Consider the following 20,574-nt stretch of genomic DNA (forward strand, 5'->3'; position numbering starts at 1 on the left):
GATGGACGATCCCAATTAGGTCTTAAGTTTTTGTAACATGAAAAGGCTGAAACGTTAACCGTTTCAGCCTTTTTTACGAAGCTCCCAACTTCCCTTACTCTGCCAATTTCAAAAAGGTCAGTTCGGGATGATCTTGCTCTAATGTGGATAAATAAAACTCAGAGGTAAAGAGAACAACCAAGCGATCTCTAGAATCCTTCACACATCGTGTATGCCCACGATAGACAAGGGAGGATGGATCTTTCACTTCACCTGATACCCATCGAGCAAAACGATAGGGGAGACGATCCATAAGGAGATCCACGTTATACTCCCCTTTCATCCGGTGCTCAAACACTTGAAACTGCAATTCACCAACAGCACCAATGTATAGTTCGTCAATCCCTTCCATAAATGTACGATACAACTGGATCGCACCTTCTTCGACCAGTTGGTTGATACCCTTTTGGAATTGTTTATAGCGCATCGCGTTTTTATTGGTTAGGCGGATAAAATGTTCAGGAGGAAATTGGGGTAACCGTTCAAAGCGATATTTCCCCCCCTCACAAAGGGTATCCCCTACTTGAAAGTTTCCGGTATCAAAAAGACCCACAACATCCCCTGCATAAGCTTCCTCTACCGCTGATCGGTCCTGGGCCATAAACTGCTGGGGAAGAGCCAACTTAATCATTTTCCCTGTCCGTACGTGATTAACCGCCATGCCACGCTCATACTTCCCTGAGCAAATGCGCAGGAAAGCAATTCGGTCCCGATGAGCAGGGTTCATATTTGCCTGGATTTTAAATACAAACCCAGAGAATTTCTCTTGATCAGGTTCGATCCACCCTTGATCGGATTCACGAGCGCCAGGAGCGGGAGCTAAATCTAAGAAAGATTCCAAGAAGGGTTCAACCCCAAAATTGGTCACGGCACTTCCAAAATAAACGGGTGTAAGCTTACCCGCCCAGATCGCATCCATGTCAAAGGGATCGCCAGCAACATCCAATAGTTCGATTTCTTCTGCCAGTCGATCCGCTAACGCATCTCCCACATCTTCACGGATGCGTTCGTCATCGGCACCCTCTGTCTCAAGAACATAGGAATCTTGACCGCGTTCATACCGATAGATACGTTGATGTTCGCGGTCATATACCCCACAAAAATCAGCCCCCATACCCACTGGCCAATTGATTGGACATGAACGCATCCCTAGTACCTCTTCAATCTCTTCCAGTAATTCTAAAGGGTCCTTCCCTTGACGATCCAACTTGTTTACAAACGTAAACACTGGAATCCCCCGCATGCGACACGCTTCAAATAGCTTAATCGTCTGGGGCTCTACCCCTTTTGCACAGTCAATAAGCATCACCGCGCTGTCAGCTGCAGCCAAGGTTCGATAGGTATCTTCACTAAAATCTTGGTGTCCCGGTGTATCCAAAATATTGATATGACTACCCCTGTATTGAAATTCAAGTACACTCGAGGTTACAGAGATTCCCCGTTGCTTCTCGATTTCCATCCAATCGGATGCTGCATGTTTATTTGCTTTTCTCCCCTTCACCGAACCCGCCTCACGAATGGCCCCACCAAAAAGAAGGAGCTTTTCAGTCAGCGTCGTTTTACCCGCATCGGGGTGGGATATAATAGCAAATGTACGTCTTTTTTCGACTTCTTCAGTATAGCGTCCCATAGGTCGACCCTTTCTATTGCAAAATCTCCCATTCACTATACCATACCCGCCTATTCCGGGCATCTTTCTTTTCCATTCAATGAATCATTCCACAATAGGGTATCATTCCACCACGGATGGACTTGAGTCCCCCTTCTGGCTGTGCTATTCTTCTCCATGAAGCATGATTCACGCGGACCCCTCTTTATTTGAATGGATCCTCCAATCTCATTCACTCGTTTTCTTACATAATTGACTCGGTTCCTTCTCAAAAAAGAATCATGGTATTTAGCATCTGCCTTACTTGTTAAGCCATCATCGGTACCCCGTGTATCTGATGATGAACACATAAAGCCCTATGGAGGTGAAGAGTGAGTTGAACGACTCTGTAACGATTTTCTCCCTGGGCGGCCTTGGAGAAATCGGAAAAAACATGTACGTCGTACGCTATGATGATGAAATCGTCGTCATTGATTGTGGACGTAAATTTGCCGATGAAGAACACCCTGGTGTCGAATCCATCCTACCGGACATCCGTTATTTGCTCGAAAATAAGGAGCTTGTAAAAGGCATTTTCATTACCCATGGACATGAGGACCACATTGGCGCTTTGCCCTATGTTCTTCCACGCCTTAATGTACCCGTATTTGGTGCGCCTTTATCGATTGGACTTGCTCGGTCCGCTCTTCAAGAGCACGGACTATTACGCAATGTCAAACTAAAGGAAGTTCACGATCACTCAACGATTCGATTTAATAAAATATCCATCTCTTTCTTCCGCACGAACCACTCTATCCCCGATTCGTTAGGTGTAGTGGTTCATACGCCCGAAGGTGCTGTAGTTCATACGGGTGATTTTAAATTTGATATGACACCTCCGTCGGGACCGGGTGTCGACTTTGGTGCGATTGCCCAGGTGAGTAAAGGAAAGGTGCTAGCTTTGCTCTCGGATAGTACCAATAGTGAACGGGTCGGAGCAACTCCTTCTGATTCTACCGTCGGTGAATCCATCCATCGCCTATTTCAAAAAGCAAAGGGACGGATCTTCTTCTCCACCTTTGCATCCAATGTCTATCGGCTGCAACAGGTGGTGGATGCCGCCCATATTACGGACCGTAAAGTGGCTGTGCTTGGATTTAGTATGGACAAGGCCTTCCGTATCAGTGAAGAACTTGGCCATTTGACAATTCCTAAGGGCATGTTAATCGATGCGAAGGATTTACGAAAATATCGACCAGAGCAGCTCGTCATTCTCTGTACAGGGAGTCAAGGTGAACCTCGTGCTGCTCTCGCCCGGATATCCACAGCCTCTCACCCCTCTGTGGAGTTACTCCCTGGTGATACGGTCATTCTTTCTTCAGCACCGATCCCCGGTAATACCCGCAAGGTTTACCGAACCATTGATCGATTGTTCAGAGCAGGAGCCGAGGTCGTTTATGGACCCGAGGTGGACATTCATACGTCAGGGCACGGGAGTCAAACTGACCAGCAACTCATGCTACAGTTAATTCAGCCCCGCTACTTTATCCCCATTCACGGGGAACATCGTATGCAGGTCGCCCATGCACAATTAGCGGAAGACATGGGGATTCCCCCCCGCAATATCTTTGTATTAGAAAACGGGGAAACCGTGCAGTTAACTCGCAAACGCGGACGACGAGGAGAAAAAATCCCCCTCGACCTTACCGTTGTTGATGGAAGTGGCGTTGAAAACAACTTCGGCATTGTCCTTAAAGATCGACGGCGATTAGCAGAAAGTGGTTTGGTTCTTGTCCTACTCACGGTCGATCGGAAGAAACCGATCTTACGGGGTGGACCTGAAATTATCACCCGCGGTTTTGTCTATGTAAGGGAGTCTGAAAAGCTGATTGATGATATGCGTACCATCGTTTTAGAGACCTTAGACTCCTGCTTAGAGCGAAATATTACTTCGCAAAATCGCTGGAAGGCCGAAATCTCACAGCGCCTTGATCGCTACTTAAGTAGGAAGTTACAACGTCAACCATTGATTCTTCCGATCGTTACTCATGCATAAATCCCATCGATGATTTACAAAAAAGAAGCCCCCACCCGAAGAATCGCGTGGGGGCTTCTTTTTTTATCGGTTGTAATTTTTTCTATTCCACTTCCGCCAAGGTTGTTGAATCCGCCAAATGAATCCGGTACTGGAGCAACACTTGGTTGCTTTCGATCTCTTCATCATTCATATACTTGGTTAACAACCGCATAGCCACTGCCCCGATATCATACATCGGTACCGCAATCGTAGACAAAAGCGGTCGCACTTGTGAGGCGAGGGAGATGTTGTCAAAGCCAATGATCGATACATCCTCCGGCACCTTTTTCCCTAAGTCCTGGGCAGCATGGATCGCGCCAACAGCCATTTCATCATTCACAGCAAAGAGGGCGGTCGGTGCATCGTCTAATTGAAGAAGCTCCTTCGCGGCCTGAAGGCCAGAATCATAGCGCAAATTACCCAGGCGCACTAGCTCCTCATCAAAATCTACGTTCGCCTCGGCTAAGGCCTCCTTAAACCCTAAAAATCGGGGGTATCCAATAATAGGGTCCGTCAAAGGACCCCCAATCAGCCCTACTCGTTGATGCCCTTCTTTTAGCAACACATGCGTAGCATCTTTTGCTGCCTGCACTTGGTCAATGGTCACGAAGGGGCGCTTCGTGTCGACATCGTCACGGGTTGCTGCCAGTACAATTGGCACTTGTGAACCTGCAAAAGTCTCACGATGTTCCTCTGTTACCTCACCACCAAGAAAAAGCAGTCCATCCACTTGTTTTTCGAGCAACGCGTTAATTAACTGTAATTCTTTTTCTTTTTTCAAATCAGAATTACACAGGATGATATTGTAATGATACATATTTGCAATATCTTCAATGCCGCGTGCCAATTCAGCAAAGAAAGCATAGGAGATATCAGGAATAACAACGCCAACGGTTGTTGTCTTTTTACTTGCCAACCCTCGAGCTACCGCATTGGGACGGTACCCCATCTTTTGAATGGTATCAAGCACTTTCTTGCGCGTGATGGGCTTGACATTGGGATTTCCGTTTACAACACGCGAAACGGTTGCCATGGAAACCCCCGCCTCACGAGCGACATCATAAATGGTAATGGTCTCTTTTTTCTTACCCATGTTGTATCCACACCTAATTTCATAGTTCATTATCTTACTGTCATATTTTTATAAGGATATTACAAATTACAACCTCTTCCTAGTGACTAAACCGATAAATCCTTGACGAATCCAAGAATTATCATGGACCTTTCAAGTCAAGAGTGCCCTAGTGATCAATCCCAAACTGAAGCCCACGCAAAACGGTGGAAGTCATTACAAATATCTTCATACACCGTACCATGAACAGCCTATGGGATTTCCTACCCTTATCCTTCGTAATATATTCCTCTGCCGGACCACTTCCGTACACATCCTGTTCTCAATCAATCGGAAGCACATCTGGCATTCCTAGTTTGTCCTTCATAACAAAAAAGAATCGGCATATTTATGCCGATTCACCACTCACATTAGCTTCGGACAAGTTTATCTTCTCTTTGAACCAAACCAGAGGAGTACATTTGATCCATAAAGGATTCAAACTGTGGAATATCAATTTGTTGATTGGCATCCGATAATGCAACTGCCGGATCTGGATGGACTTCTAACATTAACCCATCTGCACCTGCAGCCAATGCTGCTTTTGCAATCGGAATTTGTATATCTCTCCGCCCAATCGAATGGGTAATATCGACAAAGACGGGTAAGTGACTTTCTTGTTTTAACAAAGGCACCGCCGAGATATCCAATGTGTTCCGCGTCCATTTTTCATACGTACGGATACCTCGTTCACACAAGATTACTTGGGAGTTCCCTCTTGAAACAATGTACTCCGCAGCAAAGAGGAATTCCTCTACGGTTGCCGACATCCCACGTTTCAAGAATACAGGTAAATTTAAGTCACCTGCTGCTTTGAGCAGTTCGAAGTTTTGCATGTTGCGAGCACCGATCTGAACGACATCCACATAGCGGGCAGCCATCTCCATATCACTAGGATTCACAATCTCACTAATTACCTTTAACCCATAGGCGTCCGCTGCACGACGCAGGATAGCTAGACCGGTTTCTCCAAGACCTTGGAAATCATAGGGTGATGTACGCGGTTTAAATGCCCCACCTCGTAACAATGACACGCCTTGTTCGCTTAAGGATTGGGCAACCTTCATCACTTGCTCTTCCGTCTCAACTGAACAAGGTCCCGCTACAATCGTTTTTTCCCCTGCACCGACCACGGTATCTCCAATCGCTACCACTGTATCTTCTGGTTGTCGTTTCCGACTAACTAAAAGAACCTTTTGATGATCCTGTTGCTGCAGATCCAAAGAAGCTTTGAAAATCTGCTTAAACAAATGTCGGATTGTATCGTTATCAAAGGGACCCGGGTTGGATGCGACAATCATATCCAACATATCGCGCTCCCTGACAGGATCAAAGCGGTTTACCCCTTGGGCTACTTTGACATCACCAATTTGCTTGGTTAATTCTGCCCGACGACTCAATAAGGTCAATAGCTCTCCATTCACTTCATCGATCTGTGCTCTCAGCTTGTTCAATTCTTCGCTCATACTCATCTCGTCTCCCAACATCTCAAAATTTTTACCGTTCATTATAACAAGCTTCTGGTAGATTGTCACCGTTTTTCGCGTTAATAAAACCAGGAAAAAAATATAAAAATACCCATTAAATCCTTCCTCGCGGAACAATTTAATGGATCGTGGAAGTTGATGCTACCTTATCAAACCAATGAACGACCTTTTGCTTATTTTCAGGAAAGGAAAAGGTTCTCCATCTCGGATGATCGCCGGTTGTTAAAATAATGGAGGTAGGAAACGTAGTTTCTTCCATCCCTTTTGCATCCTTATCTTCCATAGCAATTCCGACAGAAGAGAATAGATGTTCTAATGTCTCCTGATCAGGAACATGCACAAAGACAAGACGCTTCATGCTCCGTACCCAGTTTTGATCTTTATCTGCTAAAAAAGGCATCGCGCTCGGATAGATCAACGCGGTCTGCCCTCCAATTTTTATACTTTTTAGCGGTTGAAGCCGAGGACTAATCACTTCAATATTGCCACTCTCAGGAATATGAAGATCCTCTTTTTTTGTTGCCAAAACGGTGATCTTCGATGGCAAAACCACTTCATCATCGAGGGTTACTGCTTCCTGATCTAAACCCGTATTACGGTGGGTTAACAAGGATGGTCCTCCCGTAACAAATAACAAGATCACAGCCGTAACGACCATCCATTTAAGAAAATGATTAACGAAGGGCACAGGTCGATTCGACAACTCATGTTGCCGAATCTCATCTAAAGAAGAGACAAGGGTAACCATCTCTGTCAAGCTGGTTAGACAGGATTCACAACCCGCGATATGATGCCTTAATTCCTCATGTTCTTGTTCATTGATCTCCTGATCCACATAGAGTTGGATCAACCGATCCATATCTTTACAAGACATTGACCGATCCCCTTACTTTTTGGAGAGTCGTTCCTTCAGCATTTTCCGTGCTCGGAAGAGTTGGGTCTTCACCGTCCCTTCAGGTATGTCCAATGCTTCACTAATCTCAGTATAGGAGTAGCCTTTAAAGTGACGAAGCACGATTACCCGACGATAGATATCCGGTAACTCGCAAATTTCATCCTTCACGCGCTCTAACATCATTCGTTCTTCGACCTGCTCCTCAACCGACTTGGTTTGCGCTGTATGAGGTTCTGATTGAATAAACGCATCTTCAAGCGCAACCAGCTTCAAGCTTTTTTTCCGTTTTTGATCACGAAAACGATTGGTCATCATCGTCCGTAGCCAAGCTTTTAGAGACTTTTCATAAACATATTTATTCGATTTCCGATGGGCTTGCCATATCGTCTCCTGCATAAGATCCTTCGCATCTTCCGTATTACCCGTTAGTCTATAAGCAATGTGGTACAGGTACCGCCGATGTTGTTCTAGACGTGCCAAAAACTCATCCGTTATCGACTTTCGCGGCGTATTTTCCACACTCATGGCAACCTCCTGCTTCCATCGTTTCGGGGCACAATCACCCCAAACCGTTTAATAACCATCCATATATAAAGATCGATCGATCATTTTTCATTCGATTCCTACCTATGATTAGGAGAACATGTCCATAAAAAAAGCACAACCCTCATGGAACTGCCTGGGCTATGCTGTGGCTAATTATGCTCTACCATTCGCCATCATACCATTATATTTGCAGTCAATCGCCTAGAAGAAATATTCCGGCAACAACTAGCACGATTCCACCAATTTTCCCCATGGTGATGGATTCACCAAAAATAATGACCGATAAAAGAAAGGCCAACACAGGAAAACTTCCTACCACCGCCATCACTTTCCCTACTTCACCCAACTCCAGCGCTTTAAAATAAAAATACTGGGCAAAAAGCACCCCAAAAACCCCTCCTAGTATTACGTAGATCAGCGATTTTGAATCAGGGAATTGCCACCCGGTCTCTCTGATATTCCAACCGAGATATACGGTAACTAAAATGGTTGTAACAGACGCACGCAAAAATAACGCCATCGTCGGTTCTGTCCGAACAAGTCCCAGCTTTTCAAACACAGGAGCAATTCCAAAGCAAGCAGCTGCTAATAATGCATAAATCATTTCACGGCTCATCTGTCCGCCTCCTGCTTCACCCTCTTTGCATCATCTATATGTAAGCAACAGTGCGATTAGGACAGGCAATCCTAATTAAAAGGAGACGCCATCCCGACAGGATGGCGTCTCCTTTTAATTAAGATTTTAACTTGGATACTTTTTCACCAATCTCCTCTAACTTTTTCCCAACGCCCTCCATCGTTGATACAACATCCTTCGCTGCTTCTGTAGTCGATTCACGAATGTCAATCCAACGATCCGTTGCTGCTTCTTTCATTTCAATAGCTTTTCCTGACACTTGACTCCCCTGCTCTTTAAAATTGTCCCGTGCCGTTTCCAATCCCTTCGATAAGTCCCGTCGGGTTTCCCTTCCTGATTGTGGTGCAAGTAATAAGGCAGCGGCAGCACCCAGAGCCCCTCCAATGACAGCACCGATAAATAGGTCTTTCCCACTCATACCACTATTCTTCCCCATATCCTCAACTCCAATATGATCGTTTTTGTGTAGGGATGTTCATTTTACCCGTTGATGTGGCTCTGATGAGCGTTCCGAACGCCGTTTTCGAAAAAGATCCCATCCAGAACTAAATAGTGCGGTCACATTACTTAACCGTTCTTTTTGAGCGCTTGCCGTTCTGGTGAGGGTAGAGGATAATTCCTGAAGCCCATTTCCAATATGATCGACCGTTTGAAAAAGGCTATCCGTTTTTCGGCTTTTCTCACGGATGTCTTCTAATAATGCATTGGTTTCATCGAGCGTTCTCTTGGTTCGTGCGATTACTTCTTCCACTTGAGGTTCTACCTCTTTAAGCGTGTGATCCACAGAATCAAGTACTTTCATAACCCTTTTTAATGTCATGACTAGCGCAATGACAAGTGCCACAAATGCGACAGCAACAACCGCAATGCTGATATCCATAATCAACTGGCTTCCTCCTCCCGTATTTCGGTTTTACCCAACCATTCTCCCGTTAAAACATGGAAATGATGTTCCATCGTCTCTCATTTTGTTGGTAGGCTTGATGTCCCCACAGGATACATATCTGGAATCGAGACAGGCAATTTCCCTTTTGCTTGAATGTTCCCTGTGATCACTTCGGCTGCCGCCTCCATCGCTACAGGACGAAAACTATACATAGCTAGGTACGTTTTGACTTCAGGCATCGCCATCAAATCATAGGGAGTATCCATCCCCACCACAATAACCGGTTTCCCTGTCTCTTGTAGGGCTTGTGCTAACTGAACACGATCGGGATGCCCCTTCCATTGAAAAGCACCGAGGATGATTGCATCCACGCCCTTCGCCTGTTGCACGACTTCGGAAATACCCGTTGTTTCCATCTTCGGTGTTAACGGACGTACAACGGTTTCAAACCCCTTATTTCGTAGGGCTTTTGCCATCGTGTCCGTCTCAAGCGGGGAAGTAACCAGCAGTTTATGTGCTTTTTTTGGCGAAAGCGGAAGCACGTGCTCCTTGTCTCGCAAAAGCGTACTTCCCTTTTGCGCAACTTGTAGTGCCCATTGATGATTCTCTGAAGTTCCTATTTGATCATTAATTTCATCAATCGAAGCCTTTGGCGAATATACGATCGCATTTTGATCAAATCTTTTTGCTTTCAAATTCAAGATTCGTCGCAGGGACGCATCAATCCTCTTCTCAGAAATGGTTCCTTTGTGAACAGCATCGATCACCGCATCAATGGATTGCTCCTGTCTTTTAAGATCATGGGAAATGAGGATAAGATCTGCTCCCGCCTTTACAGCACGGACCGTCGCATCGGCTGCTCCAAAGTTTTTCACAATGGCACCCATTTCCATGTCATCTGTAACGATAACCCCCTGATACCCCAGACGTTCCCGCAAAAGACCCGTCAATACTTTTTTGGATAAAGTTCCAGGTAACCCTGGCGTGGAATCAATGGCTGGAAAGGTAATATGAGCGGACATGATGACATCCGCCCCCTCTTTTATCGCCGCTTTAAAAGGAACCAGTTCGACTTGATCCAGTCGAGAATAAGGCTGGTCAACAGTGGGGAGACCAATATGAGAATCTGTCGAGGTGTTACCATGGCCCGGGAAATGTTTGATAGCCGAGAGCACATTCCCCGCTTGAAAACCCTTCATTTGAGCAATCCCCATCGTTGTGACAAGAGCAGGGTCACTTCCATAAGAACGAACACCAATAATGGGATTAGAAGGCCGGTTATTAATATCAAGGGATGGGGCAAAATTCATATTGATTCCCATTGCTCGTAGTTCCTGCCCCATGACTTTACCCGATTGATAAGCTAATTTCTCATCACGGGTAGCACCTAACGTCATATTTCCCGGAAAAAGCGTCACCCCTTTTTTAAGCCTGGCGACTACTCCGCCTTCCTGATCGACAGAGATGAATAAGGGGATGCCAGAGGATGAGGCTCGAGCAGTCTCCTGTAATTGATTGTCAAGCTTACCAACCTGCTGTGGTGACGATATATTTCGGTCAAATAAAATAATCCCACCGACATGTTTTTGTTGGATTAAACGCTTTGCCTGTTGATTCATTTCGTAAGCCGGCTGTTCTTCATTATGAAAACCAACAATAAATAATTGACCCACTTTTTCTTTTAAGGTCATCCGATCAATGGTTTTGTCTATCCAGTCATCCTTTTGTTTGCTTGATTCATTCATTTTGTCCTGGGACGCATCCTTAGGTTGAGAGGATGGACCCGAGGTAAAATTAATGAAGTAGATCACACCGAAAACCACAATGAGTAGGACACTTACCCATAACCATCCCCATCGCTTAAAGGCTGGAATTATTTTCATACTATCACTCCTTGATCACAATCAGAGATTCAGTACCCTCTATTATACCTTAGGGTGTTGCATCCATTTGTACCCATTCCTCTGTCTTTATAATATATCTTTACTTTCCGAATCTTCGATCCTGTGGTATGTAAAGAACCTTCCCTGTATAATGAGGAAGGATAATATGTCATGAGGTGATTATGTTGAACGAAAAGAATATGATTGTGGTTCTTGAAGGGGACCAAACCGGACAAGAATTACTTGAAGAAGCCCTTCGAGTCCTTTCCCCCGACGTGATCGGGTTTGATCTTGCATTTAAGCACTTTGACTTGAGTCTGGAAAACCGCAGAAAAACGAAAAATGAAGTTGTTCACGAGGCTGCACGTGCCATGAAAGAAGCGGGTTATGGACTAAAAGCAGCTACGATTACCCCGGAAATTAAAGGGGATGTAGGAAGCCCTAACGCGATTTTGCGCAAAGAAATTGACGGGAAAGTGATTGTCCGTTCTGGACGTCGTATTCCTGGAGTGGTCCCCATCGCTGGTACATTCGCTCCGATCTCTGTGATTCGTATGGCGGTAGGTGATGCATACGGTGCGAAGGAATGGCGTGAAGGTGAAGGCGTGAATGAAGTTTCTTATCGGACAGAATCCATCGACCGAAAAACCTGTCGTGCAGTGGCTGAATACACTTTCCGCCATGCTAAACGGACGCGTGCCAAAGTATTCGGCGGTCCTAAATACACGGTAAGCCCGATTTATGAAGGCATGCTAAAAGAAGAGATGGACGAAGCTAGCAAACGCTATCCTGATGTGGCTTATGAACCCCAATTGATCGATGCGACCTATGCGCTTCTTTTGAACAACCCAGGCGATCCTTTAGTCATCCCTGCTTTGAACCGCGATGGCGATTGCCTCAGTGATATGGTTTTACAACTCTTTGGTTCCATCGCAGGTTCCGAATCCATTCTGATGAGCTTCGATGATGACTTTAATCCAAAAACGATTATGGCTGAAGCTCCTCATGGAACTGCACCTGGGCTCTTTGGTAAAAATGTAGCCAACCCCATGGCGATGATCCTAGCCAGTGCATCCCTACTCACCCACTTGGATCATCCTCAGGCTCCAGCAGCTTCTCGAGCGATCTATGAGGCTACCATTGAAACCGTAAAAGATGGTATTCGTACTTCTGATCTGGGCGGAAGCTCCACAACAACCGAATTTACCAACGAAGTTATTAATAAAATTCAAACCAAATTGGAAGTATGGACGAGCCTACAAATGTAAGAAACATGGGCTCCCCCCTGTACAGGTTACAGGGGTTTTTTTATGCTTAAAATATGACTTACAGCACAAGCAATAGGGCCCAAAGGGAGAGTAGGAAAGATCCCCCTACAAGAGCAAGAAAGGGGCGTGAAATTTGTTTTCGCAACGTATCGAAACGGATATGAAATCCAAGACCCGCCATCGCTGCTGCCAACAAAAAGGTTCCCATACCCGTTAATTTATCCATCAAAAAGGGTGGAATGGAGATGAAAGAACCAAGCAGACTGGCGCCTATAAAACCAACCAGAAACCATGGAATAGGAAAGGATCCTTGAATTGGATGATCTTGCTTGCGTCGTTTCCACGCGAGCAAAAATAGACAAACCGGTATCAGTAAAAAGACACGACCCAGTTTTGTTAATAGAGCCACCGAAAGGGCATCCGGGCCAGCTAGAGAGGACGCTGCTGCGACATGGGCAAGTTCATGAAGACTAAACCCCGACCAAAGGGCGTATTGCTCAGTACTTAGGGGCAACCAGGGATACAATACGGTATAGAGTAGCGTCATGAGCGTCCCCATCAATGCAATCAAACCGACTCCCGTTGCCGTTTTCTCTTCCTTTGTATTAAGAATGGGCGATACAGCGGCAATGGCTGCGGCTCCACAAATTCCGGTTCCAATCGCAAGTAACACACTGAGTTCACGATCCGCCTTCATGCGATGGGAAATAAAAAGCACGAAGGCAATCCCAGCCGCTACGACCAGACTGTCTCGTAACATGATTCCCATCCCTTGATTCCATACTTCGCCTATATTTAAACGAAAGCCATATAAAATGATGGCGATGCGTAACAGTTTAGCCGATGAAAAACGGATCCCTGCTTCCCATTGCACTGGGTAACCCATTCGATGGCGCCAGAGAGCTGCTAAAATCAAAGCCACAATTAAAGGACCCACTTTTTCAAGTCCGGGTAACCGCGCTAACGGAAAAGATACTGCCGCCAAAATCAAGGTAAAGAATACACCAAGCAGTCCCCGAATTACCTTTTCCCGGGTCGTTTGTTTTGCTCTATCCGATTGAGGAAGACTAAGGATTCGTTTCATCGCGTACACTCCTTTATCTCAGCGTACACGCATGTAAATAATAAGTAAAATTGATTAATTTAATGCTTATTATAAGATTTACTTATCCACTAAGGGGGCACCATGATGGAACAAGGATTACGGATCTTTATCACCGTCGCAAAAACACGAAGTTTTTCTCGTGCTGCTGAGGAATTGCATTTAACCCAGCCCGCTGTCAGTCAGCAAATTCGCGCCCTCGAAACTCGCTATGGCGCTCGTCTCTTAGAAAGGAACAATAAATCGGTGGAACTAACCCCCGCAGGGAACATCCTCCTTCGGGAGGGGTCAGAAATACTTAATCAATATGCCCGAACCAAACGGCTAATTGACGATCTAACACAATCCGCAAGTGGTCCCCTATCCTTAGGAGCCAGTTACACATTTGGTGAATATGTACTCCCTCCGATGCTCGCAAACTTTTGTGCAGACTATCCCCAAATTCACCCCAAAGTAACCATCCACAATACCTATCGAATTGGCGAAGAAGTCCGTCGTCGAATGTTGGATATCGGTATTGTTGAAGGAAGGCTGGACCACCCAGAACTGGAAGTCCAACCGGTTTCGGAGGATGAACTTTTTCTCACGGTTCCAACGAATCATTGGCTCGCTAATAAAGAAACCATTCATGTACATGAACTGGCGCATGAACAATGGCTTCTTCGTGAAGAAGGCTCGGGTACAAGGGAAGTCGCCAATCAATTCTTCCTTGATACGGATCTTTCACCAAAGAACATATTGGAATTCGGAAGTACGCAAGTCATTAAAGAATCCGTGGAGTCTGGTTTGGGTGTCACCATTCTCTCTCCTTGGTGCATTCGCAAAGAACGTCGCCTTCATACTTTGAAAACCATTCGAATCCACGGATACAGAATGCATCGCCATTTTTACGCACTGACACGCGCCTCCTCCTTTCATACGAAAGCGATGGATCTCTTCCTTACTTTTCTAATTACTGAACAAAAGAATCATTCATTCCCTTCCCCTTGACCTAGCAAAAAAAAAGAGACCAGGATACTCCTAGTCTCTTTTCAACGTACATGAATTAAGTCGTCACTTCTTCCAATGCTTCTTTCCGACCATTTTCAATCCCGATCATAATCTCTTGCAATGTCATCTCATCTTCCAAGTAAACTTGGATCAACTCATACACCAATGTTATTTTTGAAGGAGGATATTGAATCGCATTTAGCATTTCATTGAGTGGATCAAAGGAACGCGAAAGGATTTGCACACTTCCGGAATGGAGAACTTCCTCCAATTGAATCGTTTTTTGATACACTTCTTTAATCATTTGAAGAACGATTGCCATCAATTCCTTATTCATTTCGTCCATCAAACCCATCCTTCCATGTAAAAAAATAGGACTTTCAACAAAATGACAACAGTTGATCACCACAAAATAAACCTATGATTAAGGACAAGGTATTTCTATTTTAACGTTTCTATTGAAAAAGTAAAAATTTTTTTCAATGAATTCGTCTGATTGCATAACAAAAAAGCCCTGTCTGATACAAGGGCTCTTTTTTACGTTGTTAGCAAGTCCTTCACAACAGACCTAATCACTCTTGTCCATCCTCCACAAAACGCTGCAAAGCCACCAATTTATTATCCCAAAATCGCTCATAAAAGGATAACCACCGCTTTAACTCAAGCAATGGTTCTGCTTGCATACGGTATCTCTTTTCTCGTCCGACTCTTCGATTTTGGACAAGCCCTGCTTCTTCCAATACCCGTAAGTGCTTCGAGATAGCTGTCCGACTCATTGGAAATCGGTTACTAATTTGTGTGATTGGCATCTCTTGTTCAGCTAGCACATGAAGAAGCTGTCTACGGGTTGGATCAGCAATCGCTTGAAAAACATCGTGCTTCTTTAAAGGTGTCGCCATATTAAGCGTCACCCTCAACCATCTCAGCCAATTTCTTAACCAGCTTGTCCCACCCTTGATCCATCCGATCGCGAACCACACGATGGGTTTCTCCAAACTCTGTTACTTCATCCATGTTCCACCCTGCATGGATCAAGGTAAATTTCGTCCCAGCTTCCTGCTCCTCTAAAAGAAAAGTAATTGTCCAGTCTTTTCCCCATCGAAACGACAGGCGATGAGGCGGTTCGAGTTCTGTAACGTGACAGGGAGAATTTCCAAAGGGACCTGCATTTAAATGAAATTGATATCCCATTACCGGTTGAAAATCGTTGGGCATAAACCAAGCAGCAATCCCTTCTGCAGTTGCAACCGCTTCCCATACCTGCTGAATCGGAGCGTTCAACAAAAGGCTTTTCCGAATCTCAGGTAATGATTCCTTGCTTTCCTCCATCATCAAACCCATCCTCCTCGATCTTTGAATGTTCACTTGAGCAACATGAAACCAAATGGTTTCATGTTCATTTTACGAAACCATTTGGTTCTATGTCAAATAACGATCGATCCTTACTCATTCATAGAGCGAATCCCGCTGAAATTCAATCATTAGAGCAGGGCGAACACCGTCACGGGCTAAATTGACATTCGCATAGCTGCGAATACTCCATCGTGGACCGACAAAATACGCCCGAGACGGTTTGTTTCCTCGTGTGCGTAGCCACCACCAGGAACAGCCAACTTCTTCTCCATTCTTGATGATATAGTTATCTTTGTTCGTTTTGTCATATACATATAAGCGACATCCATCGGCTTTTTTTGCCTTTGCAAAGTCTGTTCCAACTGCACGCCGCATATCCTTGCCGTGTATATCCGACAAATCCTTTAACTCAGTAGCGCTTAGCAAAAAGATCTGATCCTCCGTATCGAAGCTACCTTCTCCATTGTTTGTACAATGCGTTGTCTTAATCAATGCCTGTTCGGTGGCATTAAATGCAGTATGATAGAATTCACCGTTCAACCACTTGCGCAAATCACAGTCACGCCACGTAATATCCACGCATTCACCGTGATACCGCTTGCAGTCCAGAATATACTCGCTTACCATCAATAACATGTTGTCTGAATTTTGTAGCACTCGCCACTTTATCGGTGTTCTATCTAAGCCCTGCCCCGTTTGCGGATACGATCCGAAAGGAATGATTTCGCCAGGTTTTACGTATTTGTACCCTAAGTAACCATGTTGATTGTTTGCCAATTTCAACCTTCTCCTTTTCGTCTTTTATTCACTTATTTACATGTAATGAAAATATAACGAAGTAAATTTTCGCCATCTATCTAATGACAATTTCTATTGTATCAATTAAAAAATAAATAGTTCAGTTTTCTCCTTAAATATGAGGGATGTTTCCGTCTTTTTTGCATGGATCATAACAATAGGAGCGCCACACCCTGGGCACTCCTACTTATCACTGCGTTGAATGGGTTCGTATAGGGTCAAGTAGTTCAGTCACTATATTTTTGGTTATCGTTGACCCTTCCCTAAGCACCATTCCAGTGTTGCCATCGCACTATGCAACTTATTTTCAGCTTGATCAAAGGCAATACTGGCAGGGCCATCTAGGACAGCAGCACTTACTTCATCACCGCGGTGGGCGGGTAGATCATGCATAAAAATTGCACTGGGGTAACGATTGAGCAATGCTTCGGTTACGGAAAAAGGGCGAAACTTATCGCGCCAAGTTGGGTCTTGTTTACTTGTGCCGGTTGTCTGCCACCGAGTCGTATAGATGACATCCACCTCATCGGGTAGTTGGGAGGGATCATGTGTTTCGATCACCTTGGCTTGGGAGGCACCTGTATAAAATTGCGCCTGTTCAAGCACTGATGGTGATAAGCCATATCCCGCTGGCGTCAGCAGATGGAGTGTTGTATGAGGAAATCGGGACAAAGAGAGAGCGAGGGCAGCGGCTGAATTATTTCCTTCTCCAAGGTATAGTACGCGAAGCCCTTTGATCTCACCAAAGTGTTGGTGCATCGTTGTGAGATCTGTCAACGCTTGCGTCGGATGTTCATCTGCACTCATCGCATTGATCACGGCCATCCGGTCTTGGGAGGCAAAGGTCTTCATTTCTTGAGGACTTCCTGCGGTTCTCGCAACCAACCCATCTAACATTCGTGAAAGTACGCGTGTTGTATCATCAATCGATTCCCCCGTATTTTCTTGCAAATCATTGGGTCCATATGAAATAATTTGGGCGCCCAATCGCAGTGCTGCTGCAGAGAACGCGGTTCTAGTTCGGGTAGAAGTTTTACGAAAATAAATGCCAATCACATTCCCCAGCAACGGCTGGTTCGTCTGCACGTGACCCTGAGCAAATTCCACGCCTCGCTTTACTAAGTATCGTAGCTCTTGATCCGAAAGATCTGCGAGGGTAATAAGATGTCTTTTCATCACACATCCCGCCTTTCTACCAATGTTACTTCCCGGTAACCGCCAGATAGTTTCCGATCTGCTCCACTACTAAGCGTTCTTGTTCCTTCACACGTTCGAGCCGTTTAAAAATTCGTGGTTTCATCCCCTCATGGTTTCCTGCTACCTTGGCGCGCAATAGCATATTTGCCGCCGCCTTCCAACATTGACCCGCCTCCTCGATTGGCGATATCAATTCTTCCAATCCCATCCGCTTTAAAAACGCACCATAGTTATCACGGGAATGGGAAATTTCTTTCAAATTACAATACATCTCTTCCATGATCTCCTTCGCAACTACCTCTTCCATGGACAACATCGTATCCAATCGATGCATTAAGTGGTCAATTACTTGAAAGCCATAGATCCCTGATCCGAGCGGCTCCATTCCTTCCAGTAAAACCCCCTCCATCATCGCACAATTTTTTTTCATCACCGTCATTGCATCCGCTAAGTCAGGAAGTTTCCACTCCCTTTCAGAAAGTTGAAGATAATGAAGGTTGGTTTTTAACAAACAATGTTGTTCATACGAATCGAGTGCCTTTTTCAGATCACTACGAGAGAGGGGATCAATAAATTGAAAAAAATGGTCACAAATCTGATAGTTTCCATCTTCTCGCCGTAAGATCTCTATACTGTGGGGCGCATGCTTTTCCTGATAGTACAGACAGTAGGGTAATTCATAAATATCAACCCCCACGACCACCGTCCGCTCGGGTGTTAACAATGCATCCAGGCGCTCGATGAGATGATCACTCGTCGAAAAGGATTCAGACCGTACCTGTACCCCATGTAGACAGTTGTCCACACTTTCAAAGTAAGGCGTTAATTTCCATTCGTCTCCCAAGTCTTCATAATAAAGACCGGCTTGATTCCATGCATAGTCGGGATGAATCCCCTTTCTCTTCAGAATCGCGGCTAATACGAGGTGAAAGCAATTTTTATTGGAATCGATATAGGCTGTAACCTCTCCCATTAATGATCGCCTCCCCCTTCGAATGTAATCGCAAAGATATGCATGGAGGGGTTGTCCTCCAAGATGATCGTGTCAAAGGAACGTTCTTTCTCGAAATCAAGGGCCGTATGCCAAAGAATAGGATGTAGCGAATTCCTAGGTCCTACCCGTGTATTCATATAAGTAAATTGCAAAGCCACACGGTTTTTCGGGAAAAATGGCTCTCGCTCAATAAAGTTGGTTAAAGCGAGGCGATCTGTGTGGATCAGTCTCTCTTCGCTAAGAAACTGAATTCGGTCAAAAAAATTCCCATTTGTTGAGACACCGAGGATATGAATTTTACGGGCAGTCACTGGAGAAAAGCGAAGGATTTGTCCTTCTAGTTCGATGTTGTCTCCCTCATCGGTGTAACTGAATTGAAAGGGAACTCCCTCAATAATCAAGCCGGCTTCGATTGGAATTTCCTCAAAGGGAAGTGAACACCCACCCGTGGTGATAAATCCAATCTGATGGTCCACATCCGCTTGAGTCACCCCCCGGTTATTTACATAAGGGGTAATATCGAGTGGTGTACATTGCCCCATTTAAAACCACCCCGCTATTGTTTTATTGAACACAGTTGGTAAAAGCGTGAGGTTTACCTCTTGGCAGTGCGATTGATTCTGAACGTATCGATTGTCATGATCGACTCACAGACTCGGGCACTTGCACATCCATATACGAAGGGAATGGATAAAGCTTTTCTAGTGGGTGTTCTAGGATCGAGATATCGCCCCGCTGATCGACCTCTTTAAATCCAGCTAAACGATAAGTGACAAACATCATCCGGTTCCGGTCGGTTTGACAAAACTCCGCCAAAAAACGTTTACCAGCATTTTTTGTCTGTTGCATCAAATGGGTTAGAAGTACCGTACCCACCCCACGAGACATGACGCGACAGGACATCAGTAAGAGCTTTAAATAGTCCGCTTCTGCTCTTTTATGAATCAAGGCCAATCCTATTTTTCCATAGGAACCGTATCGGTCCGTCAATTCGCATACAAGTAGAAGATGATTCGGGTCTTGGCGAAAAAAGTTAAGCTCATCATAGTCATAGGTAATCCCTGTAGAGTTCAGTTGATTAGTGCGTAGGGTCAACTCCTCAGCCCGCTGTAGATCTTCTTCCCGTGCTTCACTAATCACAAATTTCATCTTGAGAGAGGATAAAAACGCTTCCTTCGGCCCTTCATAGATTTCTTCCTCCTGCTGCCGTTTCATATTCTCGATATACATTAAACGGCGCCGAGAGGAATCCGCTGTCAATCTCTTTGGTTGCATACGTGACAGATGAAGGAGTTCTCTGTACTTCACTGCATCCATGCAGAGTACTTCCTCATGGACACTCTTCACTTCTTCTCGTTCAAAGGGTTGATCATCAATAAATGCAAAGGTATCCAGCCCAATATTTAACTGGATGCGAATGGCTTCGATGGAGGTGGACTTGGCATTCCAATGGATTTCTGGGTATAGAAAGTACTCCGCCAACCCGAATTCCCTTAACTTCTTCAAGGCATCTTCACGATTATTTTTACTTGCAATGGATTGTAGAATCCCCCGCCGATCCAGTTCATGGATAATTTCCGTGATGCCTGGCTTCAAGGTAACATGAGAGGACTCTAGTAATACCCCTTCCCAAATCGTATGATCGAGATCCCATACCACGCATTTGATCTCTTTACTCACGGGCTTCCCTCCTCTTCCTCATCCAGATCATCCTTTGTGATTG

The 20,574-nt window shown here is 45.0% G+C and carries 21 protein-coding genes; 3 read left to right on the forward strand and 18 right to left on the reverse strand.

Translation table 11 applies throughout. The features are described from left to right. Positions 1–94 precede the first annotated feature (94 nt). Positions 95–1,669, reverse strand: a complete 1,575-nt coding sequence (locus CHX35_RS03325) for a peptide chain release factor 3 (RefSeq protein WP_091833900.1) — start codon at positions 1,667–1,669, stop codon at positions 95–97. Between the two features lie 343 nt (positions 1,670–2,012). On the opposite strand from CHX35_RS03325, the gene CHX35_RS03330 reads away from it, so the two are divergent. Next, the gene (locus tag CHX35_RS03330; protein WP_425435291.1) at positions 2,013–3,683 is read left to right on the forward strand and encodes a ribonuclease J; all 1,671 of its coding nucleotides are present in this window, start codon (positions 2,013–2,015) and stop codon (positions 3,681–3,683) included. A gap of 82 nt (positions 3,684–3,765) precedes the next feature. On the opposite strand, the gene ccpA is transcribed toward CHX35_RS03330, so the two are convergent. From ccpA to nagZ, 8 genes are all read right to left on the reverse strand, one after another. Then, positions 3,766–4,797 carry a catabolite control protein A gene (gene ccpA, locus CHX35_RS03335; RefSeq protein ID WP_091833906.1) on the reverse strand — a complete coding sequence of 344 codons (1,032 nt, stop codon included), beginning with the start codon at positions 4,795–4,797 and terminating at the stop codon, positions 3,766–3,768. A gap of 389 nt (positions 4,798–5,186) precedes the next feature. After that, positions 5,187–6,281, reverse strand: coding sequence for a bifunctional 3-deoxy-7-phosphoheptulonate synthase/chorismate mutase (locus CHX35_RS03340; RefSeq protein ID WP_091834456.1), 1,095 nt, complete (start codon positions 6,279–6,281; stop codon positions 5,187–5,189). Between the two features lie 139 nt (positions 6,282–6,420). Beyond that, the gene (locus CHX35_RS03345) at positions 6,421–7,176 is read right to left on the reverse strand and encodes an anti-sigma factor family protein (protein ID WP_091833910.1); all 756 of its coding nucleotides are present in this window, start codon (positions 7,174–7,176) and stop codon (positions 6,421–6,423) included. Positions 7,177–7,188: 12 nt separating this feature from the next. Then, entirely contained in the window at positions 7,189–7,722 is a 534-nt protein-coding gene (locus CHX35_RS03350) for an RNA polymerase sigma factor (protein WP_091833913.1), read from the reverse strand. Between the two features lie 214 nt (positions 7,723–7,936). Beyond that, the gene (locus tag CHX35_RS03355; protein WP_091833916.1) at positions 7,937–8,359 is read right to left on the reverse strand and encodes an EamA family transporter; all 423 of its coding nucleotides are present in this window, start codon (positions 8,357–8,359) and stop codon (positions 7,937–7,939) included. Between the two features lie 118 nt (positions 8,360–8,477). Further along, entirely contained in the window at positions 8,478–8,816 is a 339-nt protein-coding gene (locus CHX35_RS03360; RefSeq protein WP_091833919.1) for a YtxH domain-containing protein, read from the reverse strand. Positions 8,817–8,855: 39 nt separating this feature from the next. Next, the gene (locus tag CHX35_RS03365) at positions 8,856–9,260 is read right to left on the reverse strand and encodes a DUF948 domain-containing protein (RefSeq protein ID WP_245838627.1); all 405 of its coding nucleotides are present in this window, start codon (positions 9,258–9,260) and stop codon (positions 8,856–8,858) included. A gap of 83 nt (positions 9,261–9,343) precedes the next feature. Further along, positions 9,344–11,149 carry a beta-N-acetylhexosaminidase gene (gene nagZ, locus CHX35_RS03370; protein WP_091833925.1) on the reverse strand — a complete coding sequence of 602 codons (1,806 nt, stop codon included), beginning with the start codon at positions 11,147–11,149 and terminating at the stop codon, positions 9,344–9,346. Between the two features lie 182 nt (positions 11,150–11,331). On the opposite strand from nagZ, the gene CHX35_RS03375 reads away from it, so the two are divergent. Continuing rightward, on the forward strand, positions 11,332–12,417 hold the full coding sequence (locus CHX35_RS03375; protein ID WP_176391859.1) for an isocitrate/isopropylmalate family dehydrogenase: 1,086 nt from the start codon (positions 11,332–11,334) through the stop codon (positions 12,415–12,417). A gap of 58 nt (positions 12,418–12,475) precedes the next feature. Here the strand turns inward: CHX35_RS03375 and CHX35_RS03380 are convergent, their stop codons facing one another. After that, positions 12,476–13,501 (reverse strand): YeiH family protein, encoded by a 1,026-nt coding sequence (locus CHX35_RS03380; RefSeq protein ID WP_091833928.1) that lies wholly within the window; start codon positions 13,499–13,501, stop codon positions 12,476–12,478. 105 nt (positions 13,502–13,606) lie between these two features. Here CHX35_RS03380 and CHX35_RS03385 point away from each other — a divergent pair, with 105 nt between their 5' ends. Continuing rightward, on the forward strand, positions 13,607–14,509 hold the full coding sequence (locus tag CHX35_RS03385) for a LysR family transcriptional regulator (protein WP_091833931.1): 903 nt from the start codon (positions 13,607–13,609) through the stop codon (positions 14,507–14,509). A gap of 55 nt (positions 14,510–14,564) precedes the next feature. Here the strand turns inward: CHX35_RS03385 and CHX35_RS03390 are convergent, their stop codons facing one another. The 8 genes from CHX35_RS03390 to CHX35_RS03425 form a co-directional block, all read right to left on the reverse strand. Beyond that, positions 14,565–14,855, reverse strand: a complete 291-nt coding sequence (locus tag CHX35_RS03390; RefSeq protein WP_091833935.1) for a hypothetical protein — start codon at positions 14,853–14,855, stop codon at positions 14,565–14,567. Between the two features lie 226 nt (positions 14,856–15,081). Beyond that, positions 15,082–15,408, reverse strand: coding sequence for an ArsR/SmtB family transcription factor (locus CHX35_RS03395; RefSeq protein ID WP_091833938.1), 327 nt, complete (start codon positions 15,406–15,408; stop codon positions 15,082–15,084). Between the two features lies 1 nt (position 15,409). Further along, positions 15,410–15,841, reverse strand: coding sequence for an SRPBCC family protein (locus CHX35_RS03400; RefSeq protein ID WP_091833942.1), 432 nt, complete (start codon positions 15,839–15,841; stop codon positions 15,410–15,412). Positions 15,842–15,955: 114 nt separating this feature from the next. Further along, on the reverse strand, positions 15,956–16,639 hold the full coding sequence (locus CHX35_RS03405; RefSeq protein WP_091833945.1) for a DUF6273 domain-containing protein: 684 nt from the start codon (positions 16,637–16,639) through the stop codon (positions 15,956–15,958). A gap of 267 nt (positions 16,640–16,906) precedes the next feature. Next, positions 16,907–17,836, reverse strand: a complete 930-nt coding sequence (locus CHX35_RS03410) for an ornithine carbamoyltransferase (RefSeq protein ID WP_091833948.1) — start codon at positions 17,834–17,836, stop codon at positions 16,907–16,909. Positions 17,837–17,861: 25 nt separating this feature from the next. Next, on the reverse strand, positions 17,862–18,830 hold the full coding sequence (locus CHX35_RS03415; RefSeq protein ID WP_091833951.1) for a BtrH N-terminal domain-containing protein: 969 nt from the start codon (positions 18,828–18,830) through the stop codon (positions 17,862–17,864). Then, entirely contained in the window at positions 18,830–19,393 is a 564-nt protein-coding gene (locus CHX35_RS03420; protein WP_091833955.1) for a hypothetical protein, read from the reverse strand. Before CHX35_RS03420 ends, CHX35_RS03415 begins: the two co-directional genes overlap by 1 nt. A 94-nt stretch (positions 19,394–19,487) precedes the next feature. After that, positions 19,488–20,531 (reverse strand): HAD-IIIC family phosphatase, encoded by a 1,044-nt coding sequence (locus CHX35_RS03425; protein WP_091833958.1) that lies wholly within the window; start codon positions 20,529–20,531, stop codon positions 19,488–19,490. Positions 20,532–20,574 lie beyond the last annotated feature (43 nt).

It is taken from the genome of Marininema halotolerans, from assembly GCF_900116235.1.
Lineage (GTDB): Bacteria > Bacillota > Bacilli > Thermoactinomycetales > DSM-45169 > Marininema > Marininema halotolerans.

Excerpts from the sequence above, each read along its gene's own strand:
- CHX35_RS03345 (WP_091833910.1), bottom strand. The coding sequence starts at position 7,176 with ATGTCTTGTAAAGATATGGATCGGTTGATCCAACTCTATGTGGATCAG.
- CHX35_RS03380 (WP_091833928.1), bottom strand. The coding sequence starts at position 13,501 with ATGAAACGAATCCTTAGTCTTCCTCAATCGGATAGAGCAAAACAAACG.
- CHX35_RS03415 (WP_091833951.1), bottom strand. The coding sequence starts at position 18,830 with ATGGGAGAGGTTACAGCCTATATCGATTCCAATAAAAATTGCTTTCAC.
- CHX35_RS03340 (WP_091834456.1), bottom strand. The coding sequence starts at position 6,281 with ATGAGCGAAGAATTGAACAAGCTGAGAGCACAGATCGATGAAGTGAAT.
- CHX35_RS03365 (WP_245838627.1), bottom strand. The coding sequence starts at position 9,260 with ATGGATATCAGCATTGCGGTTGTTGCTGTCGCATTTGTGGCACTTGTC.
- CHX35_RS03395 (WP_091833938.1), bottom strand. The coding sequence starts at position 15,408 with ATGGCGACACCTTTAAAGAAGCACGATGTTTTTCAAGCGATTGCTGAT.
- CHX35_RS03410 (WP_091833948.1), bottom strand. The coding sequence starts at position 17,836 with ATGAAAAGACATCTTATTACCCTCGCAGATCTTTCGGATCAAGAGCTA.
- CHX35_RS03390 (WP_091833935.1), bottom strand. The coding sequence starts at position 14,855 with ATGGACGAAATGAATAAGGAATTGATGGCAATCGTTCTTCAAATGATT.
- CHX35_RS03360 (WP_091833919.1), bottom strand. The coding sequence starts at position 8,816 with ATGGGGAAGAATAGTGGTATGAGTGGGAAAGACCTATTTATCGGTGCT.
- CHX35_RS03355 (WP_091833916.1), bottom strand. The coding sequence starts at position 8,359 with ATGAGCCGTGAAATGATTTATGCATTATTAGCAGCTGCTTGCTTTGGA.
- CHX35_RS03400 (WP_091833942.1), bottom strand. The coding sequence starts at position 15,841 with ATGATGGAGGAAAGCAAGGAATCATTACCTGAGATTCGGAAAAGCCTT.
- ccpA (WP_091833906.1), bottom strand. The coding sequence starts at position 4,797 with ATGGGTAAGAAAAAAGAGACCATTACCATTTATGATGTCGCTCGTGAG.
- CHX35_RS03420 (WP_091833955.1), bottom strand. The coding sequence starts at position 19,393 with ATGGGGCAATGTACACCACTCGATATTACCCCTTATGTAAATAACCGG.
- CHX35_RS03375 (WP_176391859.1), top strand. The coding sequence starts at position 11,332 with ATGTTGAACGAAAAGAATATGATTGTGGTTCTTGAAGGGGACCAAACC.
- CHX35_RS03385 (WP_091833931.1), top strand. The coding sequence starts at position 13,607 with ATGGAACAAGGATTACGGATCTTTATCACCGTCGCAAAAACACGAAGT.
- CHX35_RS03325 (WP_091833900.1), bottom strand. The coding sequence starts at position 1,669 with ATGGGACGCTATACTGAAGAAGTCGAAAAAAGACGTACATTTGCTATT.
- nagZ (WP_091833925.1), bottom strand. The coding sequence starts at position 11,149 with ATGAAAATAATTCCAGCCTTTAAGCGATGGGGATGGTTATGGGTAAGT.
- CHX35_RS03350 (WP_091833913.1), bottom strand. The coding sequence starts at position 7,722 with ATGAGTGTGGAAAATACGCCGCGAAAGTCGATAACGGATGAGTTTTTG.